The sequence below is a fragment of the Mesorhizobium sp. M2A.F.Ca.ET.067.02.1.1 genome (assembly GCF_004023285.1).
Taxonomy (GTDB): Bacteria; Pseudomonadota; Alphaproteobacteria; order Rhizobiales; family Rhizobiaceae; genus Mesorhizobium.
Genome location: NZ_RZSB01000159.1, coordinates 1 through 9511 on the forward strand (window position 1 = coordinate 1; position 9511 = coordinate 9511).

Here is a 9511-nt window from a genome sequence, read left to right on the forward strand (position 1 = left end):
GTTCCTCTTCAATTCCTGCAGCTTCCTCGCCCGGTTGAGACGGTCGAGCACGGCATCGCCCGGCCTCGCATGCGTGTAAAGCTCGGCAATGTCGGGATGCGGCTCGGCCTTCCAGGCGGCTTCCAGGATCTTGGCGCCCTTGCGCACGTCGTTTTGCCGGATAACCAGATCGGCGGCGATCACCGCGGCCGGCGCGAAATCGGGCGCCAGCTTGTTGGCTTCGAGCGCCGCGGTGCGGGCCGCGTTCGGGTCGCTGTCGACCAGCGCCTGCGCCTTGGCCGTCAGCAGCACGGCGCGGCGGCGGTTGGCCGCGTCGCGCTCGATCTGCCTTGTCGATTTTTGCCCCTCGACCAGCTTCAGCGCGCCATCCCAGTCGCCGCGTTCGGTCAGTTCCTCCAGCGTCGACTCCGCCGCCCAGGCGAGCTGCGGCGCCACCGCCGCCGCGCGGCCGGCATAGTGGCACGCGGCATTGCGGTCGCCGAGCCGCTCGGCTTCCAGATAAAGCCCGCGCAGGCCGAGCAGCCGCATCTCGGGATCGTCGAGCATACGCTCGAATTTCTCGCGCGCGCCTTTATGGTCGCCTTCGAGCAGCGAGGCCTGCGCGTCGAGCAAATTGATCAGCGGCTCCTGGTCGGCGTTGATCAGCTTCGCCGCTTCCTTGGTCTTCTTGCGCGCCAGCGCGCCGTCGCCGGCGCCGGCCGCGATCATGCCGGTCGACAGCGCCTGGTAGCCGCGGTCGCGGCGGCGCACGCGGAAATAGCGCGAGATCGTGTAGGGGCTGTTCCACAACGACTTGATCAGCCACCAGACGATCATCACCGCGGCGACGACGGCAACGATCGCCACCGCCGCCACCATCAGCGTGACCTGGTACTGGTAGCCGTTGAAGGTGACGAGCATCTCGCCCGGACGGTCGGCCAGCCAGGCAAAGCCCAGCCCCAGCGCGAAGACGACGGAGAGGAAGGCGAGAAGGCGGATCATCTGTTCGTCCTCACGCCTTCGTCGCGCCGGCAATCAGCGCTTCGAGCTGCTTTTCGACCTCCAGCCGCGCCTTCAGTTTGCCGGCAAAGTCGGCGCCGGCCGCCTTCGCGGCGTCGGGCAGCGTGTCATATTCGCTGAGCGCCTTGGCGTAGTCGCCCTGGTTGACCGCCACTTCCATGCGGGCGACGGTTTCGGGCGCGCCCTTGCCTTCAACGCTGCCGACCGGCCGCACCTTGACCAGCGATTCCGCGCTCGACACCAGGCTCTGGAAGAAACCGGCATCCTGGTCGACAGGCTTTGCCGCCTCGACCATGGCGTTTGCGGCGGTCTCGGCCTCCGACGCGATGGTGGCGCGGGTCGGCACGCCCTTATCGGCATAGGAGCGCAGCGCCGCGAGCTCGGGCGCGTCCGGCGCGATGGCCGCGAAGGTGTCGAGCTCGGTCGCGAAGGGCGCGCCGCGGTCGAGCGCCGCCTTCAGCGCCGAGGCGGCAATGGCCAGCGCGATCTTGGGCTGCGAGGCCTGCGCCTCGACCTTGCCGGAAAGCTGCGACACGGACTGTTCCAGCGCCGCCAGCCGGCCATCCTCGGCCTTGGCCGCGTCGCCGGTCGATTTCACCAGAGCGTCGAGCCCGGCTATCTTCTCGTTGAGCGGACCGAGATCGACGGGCGCCGTATTGCCGTTCTTCTGCAGATCGGCAACGGCGGTCTCGATCTGGCCGACCTTGTCGCCGAGCGCCTTGAGCGCGGCACTGTCACCGCCTTGGCCCGCCGAGGATTTCAACGCCGCCACATCGGACTTGACCTGCTCGATCGCCGTGGACAGACCCTCGACCTTGGCGGAGGCTCCCTTGTCGCCGCTTTCCTTCAGCGCCGCGATCTCGCTTTTCAGCGACGCGATCTCGCCATTGACGCCTTCGAGCGATCCGCCGTTCGATCCCGGCGCGCCAAGCAGGCCGACCGCCTGCAGCAGGCCGGCGCCGGCAAGCGCGATCACGCCGCCGATGACCCCCGCTGCGATGGCGCTGACGCCGGTTCTGCGCGGCGGCTGCGGCGCGCGATCCTCGGCCCGCGTCTCGCTTGATTTCGATGCCGGGGCGCTGGACCCAGGCGCGGATGCGTCCTCGAAATTGTAGTCGAAGCCCTGGGGCTGGCTCCTCGGCTCATCGGAGTCGCTTGGATACGGCGCCTCGGGCTCGCCTTTGGCGGCTTCGGGCCTTTCGGCCGCTGCCTGGGCGGCGTCGCTATGCTCCCACGGCTCGATATCGGCCTGCTCGGCATGGATCGGCTCTTCCGGCGCCTCCGGCTGCGAAGCGGCCGCAGCCTCTTCCGCCTTCGCCTCGTCGGTCTGCGCGGCCTTGGCCTTCGCGGCATCCTCGTCGGTGATTCGCGAGACGGCGCCGGGCTCGAGTTCGATGGTCACCGGCTCGCGCCGGGTCTTCGAATGTCGCATCTTCGGCGTCTTGACCATGCTTGGGCTCCGCAATTGGCTTGGGATGGATCGAAGGGTCCAGAGCGTCAGGATGCTCTAGCACATCACCAAGCGGTGAAAAGGGGCGGTGTGATGACGCGGCCTAGCGCGGTTGCGACAAAAGCGCGAGCAACGCCTCTTCCTCAGGCTGGGACGCGACGCGGACCCTGCTGCCGGCAATGCCTTCCATCGGCTGGCCGACGCGCGTCGAGAGCGCCAGGAACTGCGTTTTTTCAAAGAGATACCGTAGCGTCGGCCGCGCCATCAGGCCGACCAGCGCTAAGCTGGCCTTGGCTGAATAGAGCAGCGCGGCCTCGACCGGCCGGCCCGACAGGCGGGCGACCACATCGGCATCGCCATAGTCGACGCCTGTCGTGTCGTAGGTCTCGATTGCCTGGACATGCACGCCGGCCGCCGTCAGCCGCTGCTCGAACACCGGAAAGCGGACGCGGCCGCACAGATAGACGATTGCCTTGCCGGCAAGGCCGCCGGCGATGGCGTCGGCCAGCGCCTCGGCATCGCCCGGACCTTCCGCGACCGATAAAAATCCCGCCGCGCGGCAGGCCTCGGCCGTCCGTTTGCCGACCGCGTGGCATGGCAGGCCCGCAAGCGACGCGACCAGCGGCTTTGGCGCATGGCGCACCGCATTGGCGCTGGTGACCGCAACCGCGACGGCATCGGCGCCGATGGCCGACTCGACCGGCAATGCCCTCGTCTCGGTAAGCGGCAGCAGGACAGGCTGAAATCCCAGGGCTTCGAGGTGTCGCGCCGTGCGCGACGCGCCGGGCTCCGGCCTCGTCACCAGGACGCGGACCATGTCAGGCCCAGCCGTCGAAGAATTCAGCGCCCGCCCTGGCGCGGACCGTCCGCGCGGCGTCAAGCCCGATCTCCGCCGCGTCCGCGGCCTCGCCTTCCAGCCGCACCTCATGCGATTGCGAACCGTCGGGCGAGATGATCAGCCCGGCGAAGGACAGTTTTTCGCCTGCGACCGTCGCATGGCCGGCGATCGGCGTGCGGCAGGAGCCGTCGAGCGCGGCGAGGAAGGCGCGCTCGCAGGCGAGCGCCTGGCCGGTCGGCACGTGATGGATCGCCGCCAGCATTTTTTCGACCTCGCGGTCGCCGACACGGGTTTCGATGCCGATCGCGCCTTGCCCCGGCGCCGGCGGAAAATCCTCGAGCGACATCAGGTCGGTGACGACATGTTCGAGCCCGAGCCGCTTCAGCCCGGCATAGGCCAGGATCGTGCCCTCGGCGACGCCCTCGTCGAGCTTGCGCAGCCTCGTCTGCACATTGCCGCGGAAGATCACCACCTCGAAATCCGGGCGCATGCGGCGAAGCAGCGCCTGGCGCCTGAGCGACGACGAACCGACCACCGCGCCATGCGGCAGGTCGGCGATCCGCTTCACCCGCTTGCCGATGAAAGCGTCGCGCGCGTCCTCGCGCGACAGGAAGGTGACAAGCTCCAGCCCGTCGGGCAGCACCGTCGGCATGTCCTTCGACGAATGCACGGCGATGTCGATGCGCCCGTCGAGCAGCGCTTCCTCGATTTCCTTGGTGAACAGGCCCTTGCCGCCGGCTTCCGAGAGCGGCCGGTCCTGGATGCGGTCGCCGCTGGTCGAGATCGGCACCACCTCGAACGCCTGCTCCGGCAGCCCGTGCGCCTGCATCAGCCGCGCCCGCGTCTCATGCGCCTGTGCCAGCGCCAGCGGGCTGCCGCGTGTTCCGATTTTCAAAGTTTGCATGGCGCGCGGTCCGTGATAACCCCGTCCTTGGCCGAGGTCTGTCGAGATTCAGGTCAGGCCGAGCCGAAAATGGTGGGTTCCGAGAACCGGAGCGGAGCGTACTTGAAGTACGTGAGCACCGGAAGCGCAGGAACCCGTCATTTGCAGGCCGGCATCACCTGAATATCGATAGACCTCCGGTGATACAATCTTTGAGGCTAGCGACCAATTGATCCGCGTTCTGGGCATTGAGACGAGCTGCGACGAGACGGCGGCCAGCGTTGTGGCGCTGGACGGCGGCGCCGCGCCCGAAATCCTGTCCAACGTGGTGTTGAGCCAGATCGAGGAGCATGCGGCCTTCGGCGGCGTCGTGCCGGAGATCGCCGCGCGTGCCCATGTCGAGGCTCTGGACGGCATCGTCGAGGCGGCACTTGAAGATTCCAAGGTGTCGCTGGACGAGGTCGACGCCATCGCCGCGACGGCGGGGCCTGGCCTGGTGGGTGGGCTGATCGTCGGCCTGATGACGGCCAAGGCGATCGCGGCCGCCGCGAACAAGCCGCTGATCGCCATCAACCACCTCGAGGGCCACGCGCTGACCGCGCGGCTGACCGACGGGCTGGACTTCCCTTACCTTCTGCTGCTCGTCTCCGGCGGCCACACCCAGATCGTCGCGGTGCGCGGCGTCGGCGACTACCAGCGCTGGGCGACCACGATCGACGATGCGCTCGGCGAGGCCTTCGACAAGACGGCCAAGATGCTCGGCCTGCCCTATCCCGGCGGCCCGAATGTCGAGAAGGCGGCGGCGACAGGCGACGCCGGCCGCTTCGCCTTCCCGCGCCCGATGAAAGGCTCGGCGCAGCCGGATTTCTCCTTCTCGGGTCTGAAGACGGCGGTGCGCCAGGCGGCGACCGCGATTGCGCCGTTGAGCGACCAGGACGTCGCCGACATCTGCGCTTCCTTCCAGGCGGCGGTGGCCGACGCGCTGGGCGACCGTGTCGGCCGCGCCCTTGCCCGCTTCCGCCAGGAATTTCCCGATCAGGCAAAACCGGCGCTGGTCGTCGCCGGCGGCGTTGCGGCCAACCGCACGATCAAGGCGACGCTTGAAGCGCTTTGCGCGCAAGCCGGCTTCGCCTTTGTCGCGCCGCCGCAGAAACTGTGCACCGACAATGCGGCGATGATCGCCTGGGCCGGCATCGAACGCCTGCGCGCCGGCATCGCCGACGAAAACAGCGCCGACTTCGTGCCACGTTCGCGCTGGCCGCTCGACAGCGTTTCCGCGCCCCTGGTCGGCTCGGGTCGGCGCGGGGCCAAGGCATGAGCGCGAAGGAAACGAGCGGCAGGAAATCCGGCAGCGGCTGGCGCGTCGCGGTGCTCGGCGGCGGCGCCTGGGGCACGGCGCTGGCCCTTGCCATGCTGCGCGCCGGCCATGATGTGCGTCTCTATGCGCGCGACGCTGATACCGTCGCCGCCATCGCCCGCGGCGAGAACCCGCGCTATTTGCCTGGCATCAAGATCGCGCCCGGCATCGCGGCCACCAGCGACATGGCGGCCGCGCTCGACGGCGCCGACTGCGTGCTCGCCGTGACGCCGGCGCAGTCGCTGCGCGCCGTCCTGGCCCAAGCCGACAACCACGTTCCTGCGGGCATACCGCTTGTGCTCTGCGCCAAGGGCATCGAGCGCGACACCGGCGCGCTGCTCTCGACGATTGTCGAGGAAAGCCTGCCGGGCAATCCGGTCGCAGCACTTTCCGGCCCGAGCTTCGCCAGCGATGTCGCGCGCGGCCTGCCGACGGCGGTCGTGGTCGCGGCCCGCGAGGCGGAACTGGCGGCCGAGCTTGCCGCGCGCTTCTCGGCGGAGAATCTGCGCTGCTATTCCAGCGACGACCTGATCGGCGTCGAGATCGGCGGCGCGCTGAAGAACGTCTTTGCCATCGCCGCGGGCGCCGTCACCGGCGCGGGTCTTGGCGCAAGCGCCCAGGCCGCCATGGTGACGCGCGGCTTCGTCGAATTGCGCCGCATCGGCGCCGCTTTCGGGGCCAGGCCGGAGACGCTGATGGGGCTTTCCGGCCTTGGCGACCTCTTGCTCACCTGCTCCTCGAGGCAATCGCGCAATTTCGCCTATGGCCTGGCGCTCGGCCAGGGCAAGCCGCTTGCCGGCCTGCCGCTTGCCGAAGGCGTGCCGACGGCGGGCATTGCCGCCCGCATCGCCGCCGAGCGCGGCATCGAGGCGCCGATCATTTCGGCCGTCGCCGCCATCCTCGACGGCAGGATCACCATCGGCCAGGCCGTGACCGCGCTGATGACACGCCCGCTCAAGACCGAAACCGACATCTGAACCATCGGAGTTGAAAAATGCTGTTTGCGTTGATTTGCAAGGACAAGCCCGGCAGCCTGCAGCTGCGCATCGACACCAGGCCGACCCATGTCGCGTTTCTCGAAGGCCTGAACGGCGAGGGGAAGCTGGCCTTCGCCGGTCCCTTCCTCAACGCCGAGGGCAAGCCGGACGGCAGCCTCGTCGTGGTCGAGGCGCCGGACCTGGCTGCAGCGCAGGCGCTGTCGGCAGCCGACCCTTACGCCAAGGCGGGCCTGTTCGAGAGCGTCGAGATCCGTCAGTGGAACTGGACCTTCAACAAGCCGGCGGCTAGTTAATTCAGGTCCGTGCGCCAAGGAGGAATACGAGCATGAACTACTGGCTGTTCAAGTCCGAACCCTCGGTCTTTTCCTTCGAGGCGCTGAAGGCCAAGGGCAAGGCCGGCACGCAGTGGGACGGCGTGCGCAACTACGCCGCCCGCAACAACATGAAGGCGATGCAGATCGGCGATCTCGGCTTCTTCTATCATTCCAATGAAGGGCTCGACATTGTCGGCATCGCCGAGGTCTGCGCGCTGGCGCATCCCGATACGACGACCGACGATCCGCGCTGGGAATGCGTCGACATCCGCGCCTACAAGGACGTGCCGAAGCCGGTGACGTTGGAACAGGTCAAGGCCAATCCCAAGCTCGCCGAGATGGCGCTGGTCCGGCTCGGCCGGCTTTCCGTGCAGCCGGTGACGCCGGCCGAATGGAAAGAGGTCTGCCGCATGGCCAAGCTCAACCCGGCGCCGTGACCAGGCTCACGCCGAAAAGCGCCAAAAAGTTCATCCTCGACAACACAGCGCTGATGGCGCCGCCGCATGTGCCGGAAGTGCTGCTGCACCTCGCCGACGAGGCACATGACCTTTGGCTGCGCACCGAGGAGGAGTTGGCCGAGATCGGCCTGCCGCCGCCCTTCTGGGCCTTCGCCTGGGCCGGCGGCCAGGGCCTCGCCCGCTATGTGCTCGACAATCCCGGGGCGGTGCGCGGCAGACGCGTGCTCGACTTCGCCTCCGGCTCGGGCCTCGTCGCCATAGCCGCGATGAAAGCGGGTGCGAGGCAGGCGATCGCCGCCGACATCGATCCGTTCTGCGAGACGGCGATCGCGCTTAACCTCGAAGCCAACGGCGTCGAAGCGCAGTTCCTCGGCACGGATTGCGTCGGCTCCGACGATGGCTGGGACGTCGTGCTTGCCGGTGACGTCTTCTACGACAAGGCTTTCGCCGACAGGCTGCTGCCCTGGTTCGCGTCACTGAAGGCGCGCGGCGCCGAGATCCTCGTCGGCGATCCCGGCCGCGCCTACCTCCCCAGGACCGGGCTGCAATCGCTTGCTGTCTACCAGGTTCCGGTGACGCGCGTGCTGGAGGATGCCGAAGTCAAGCGCACGACCGTCTGGCGCCTCGCTTGACGCGATCGCCGAACAAGCGTTCCATCGCGTCTCGATCTGGAGGGGAAAGCATGGATTTTTCGGTCGTGAACTGGCTGGCGGTGGTTGTCGCCGCCGTCGTCGCATGGTTGTTCGGCGCAGCCTGGTATATGAGCCTGAGCAAGCCTTGGCTGAAGGCGGCCAAGCTCGACCCGGCCACCATGCAACGCTCGGCCGTTCCCTTCATCGTCAGCTTCGTCGCCGAGCTGGTCATGGCGCTTGTCCTGACATTGGTGGTGGGGGCAATCACCGGCGGCGAGCCGAACCCGGTCGCGGGCTTGCTGTTCGGGTTCGTGCTTTGGCTGGGCTTCATCGCCACCACGCTTGCCGTCAACCACCGCTATGAAGGTTTCGGCTGGGCCCTGACCCTGATCGATGCCGGCCATTGGCTGGGCGTGATGCTGATCATCGGCGCCGTCATCGGCTGGTTCGGCGCGCCGGCCGCGCCGGCAGTCTGACGACAGGTACTATGTCGGCGTTTTCGCCGCCTCGTCCAGCAGCCATTCGCGAAAAGCGGTGACCCGCGCGTCGTCTTTCGCAGTCTCGGGGTAGACCAGGAAATAGGCGAATTCCGGCGCGACCTTGATGCCGAGCTCGAAGGGTCGCACCAGGCGCCCTTGCGAAAGATCGTTGGCGACCATGGCGAAGTCGGCCAGTGCCACCGCATTGCCGTCCAGCGCTGCCTGGGTGGCATCGGTTGACGATCCGAACACCAGCGTGCGGCTGTCGTCGAAATCATCGACGCCGGCCGCCTGCATCCACATGCTCCAGTTCGGCCAGGTCACACCCTGCCGCGACCATTCGATATGCGCGAGCGTATGGTTGAAGAGATCGCGCGGCTCGTTCAGCGGCGGACCCGACGCCAGCAGCGCTGGGCTGCACACCGGGATGATGATGTTCTCGAACAGCCGGTGCGCGACGAGCCCCGGATATTTGCCGGTACCGAAGCGGATGCCGATATCGACATCGTCGCGCTCGAAGTCCCTTACGTCGTAGGTGATGTCGAAGCGCAGCTCGATGCCGGGCTTCTGTTGGCGGAAATCGTCGATGCGGCGCATCAGCCATTTCGTCGCGAACTGCGCGTCGAGCGTCACCTTCAACAATGCAGTGCCGCGCGTCATCTTGCGGGCTCGAGACACCGCCCGGTTGAGCAGGTCGAGCGCGTCGATCGACGCATCATGCAGCAGGCTGCCCGCCTCGGTCAGCCGGATGCTACGGCTGGTGCGCGTGAACAGCACCAGGTCGAGCTGATCCTCGATTTCCTTGATCTGGTGGCTGACCGCCGCCGGCGTCAGGCCGAGCTCGTCGGCGGCGCGGGTGAAATTGAGGTGCCTGGCGGCCGCGTCGAACGTCCTCAGCGCGCGCGTTCCGGGCAGCAGCCTTCACAGATGATCTCCAAATAAAACTTGATGATCGGAAAAGAACTACTCGTTTCTCGTTTGTTTTTCAATCCGGCATGATGGCTTCATCGAAACACCATCAAACCGGATTTGATATCCGGAGAACACGGGATAAAGCCATGTCCGAGATCGCCCTGAAGCCCTGCACCCCCCTGGAATCGCCC

Annotated in this window: 11 protein-coding genes; 6 read left to right on the forward strand and 5 right to left on the reverse strand. The window is 67.4% G+C overall.

What is annotated here, in order from left to right:
* From EOA28_RS13730 to hemC, 4 genes are all read right to left on the reverse strand, one after another.
* On the reverse strand, positions 1–981 hold a 981-nt coding region (locus EOA28_RS13730; protein ID WP_281060902.1), incomplete at its 3' end, for a heme biosynthesis HemY N-terminal domain-containing protein.
* 10 nt (positions 982–991) lie between these two features.
* Positions 992–2449 (reverse strand): COG4223 family protein, encoded by a 1458-nt coding sequence (locus EOA28_RS13735; protein ID WP_128314965.1) that lies wholly within the window; start codon positions 2447–2449, stop codon positions 992–994.
* 103 nt (positions 2450–2552) lie between these two features.
* On the reverse strand, positions 2553–3266 hold the full coding sequence (locus EOA28_RS13740) for a uroporphyrinogen-III synthase (RefSeq protein ID WP_127250182.1): 714 nt from the start codon (positions 3264–3266) through the stop codon (positions 2553–2555).
* A 1-nt stretch (position 3267) separates the two neighbouring features.
* Positions 3268–4191, reverse strand: a complete 924-nt coding sequence (hemC, locus tag EOA28_RS13745) for a hydroxymethylbilane synthase (protein WP_127250183.1) — start codon at positions 4189–4191, stop codon at positions 3268–3270.
* A 211-nt stretch (positions 4192–4402) separates the two neighbouring features.
* Here hemC and tsaD point away from each other — a divergent pair, with 211 nt between their 5' ends.
* Genes tsaD through EOA28_RS13775 form a run of 6 tightly spaced genes read left to right on the forward strand, consistent with a single transcriptional unit; the run spans position 4403 to position 8405 of the window.
* On the forward strand, positions 4403–5488 hold the full coding sequence (gene tsaD / locus EOA28_RS13750; protein WP_189342040.1) for a tRNA (adenosine(37)-N6)-threonylcarbamoyltransferase complex transferase subunit TsaD: 1086 nt from the start codon (positions 4403–4405) through the stop codon (positions 5486–5488).
* Entirely contained in the window at positions 5485–6504 is a 1020-nt protein-coding gene (locus EOA28_RS13755) for an NAD(P)H-dependent glycerol-3-phosphate dehydrogenase (RefSeq protein WP_127250185.1), read from the forward strand. Before tsaD ends, EOA28_RS13755 begins: the two co-directional genes overlap by 4 nt.
* A gap of 17 nt (positions 6505–6521) precedes the next feature.
* Complete coding sequence (locus EOA28_RS13760) at positions 6522–6818, forward strand: YciI-like protein (protein ID WP_127250186.1); 297 nt, start codon at positions 6522–6524, stop codon at positions 6816–6818.
* A 32-nt stretch (positions 6819–6850) separates the two neighbouring features.
* Positions 6851–7276 carry an EVE domain-containing protein gene (locus EOA28_RS13765; protein WP_127250187.1) on the forward strand — a complete coding sequence of 142 codons (426 nt, stop codon included), beginning with the start codon at positions 6851–6853 and terminating at the stop codon, positions 7274–7276.
* Entirely contained in the window at positions 7231–7929 is a 699-nt protein-coding gene (locus EOA28_RS13770; RefSeq protein ID WP_189342039.1) for a methyltransferase, read from the forward strand. Before EOA28_RS13765 ends, EOA28_RS13770 begins: the two co-directional genes overlap by 46 nt.
* Positions 7930–7979: 50 nt before the next feature.
* Positions 7980–8405: a DUF1761 domain-containing protein gene (locus EOA28_RS13775; protein ID WP_127250189.1), complete on the forward strand. Its 426-nt coding sequence runs from the start codon at positions 7980–7982 to the stop codon at positions 8403–8405.
* 9 nt (positions 8406–8414) lie between these two features.
* On the opposite strand, the gene gcvA is transcribed toward EOA28_RS13775, so the two are convergent.
* On the reverse strand, positions 8415–9326 hold the full coding sequence (gene gcvA, locus EOA28_RS13780) for a transcriptional regulator GcvA (RefSeq protein ID WP_128314966.1): 912 nt from the start codon (positions 9324–9326) through the stop codon (positions 8415–8417).
* Positions 9327–9511: the final 185 nt, after the last annotated feature.

Excerpts from the sequence above, each read along its gene's own strand:
- EOA28_RS13735 (WP_128314965.1), bottom strand. The coding sequence starts at position 2,449 with ATGGTCAAGACGCCGAAGATGCGACATTCGAAGACCCGGCGCGAGCCG.
- EOA28_RS13740 (WP_127250182.1), bottom strand. The coding sequence starts at position 3,266 with ATGGTCCGCGTCCTGGTGACGAGGCCGGAGCCCGGCGCGTCGCGCACG.
- hemC (WP_127250183.1), bottom strand. The coding sequence starts at position 4,191 with ATGCAAACTTTGAAAATCGGAACACGCGGCAGCCCGCTGGCGCTGGCA.
- EOA28_RS13755 (WP_127250185.1), top strand. The coding sequence starts at position 5,485 with ATGAGCGCGAAGGAAACGAGCGGCAGGAAATCCGGCAGCGGCTGGCGC.
- EOA28_RS13760 (WP_127250186.1), top strand. The coding sequence starts at position 6,522 with ATGCTGTTTGCGTTGATTTGCAAGGACAAGCCCGGCAGCCTGCAGCTG.
- EOA28_RS13765 (WP_127250187.1), top strand. The coding sequence starts at position 6,851 with ATGAACTACTGGCTGTTCAAGTCCGAACCCTCGGTCTTTTCCTTCGAG.
- EOA28_RS13770 (WP_189342039.1), top strand. The coding sequence starts at position 7,231 with ATGGAAAGAGGTCTGCCGCATGGCCAAGCTCAACCCGGCGCCGTGACC.
- EOA28_RS13775 (WP_127250189.1), top strand. The coding sequence starts at position 7,980 with ATGGATTTTTCGGTCGTGAACTGGCTGGCGGTGGTTGTCGCCGCCGTC.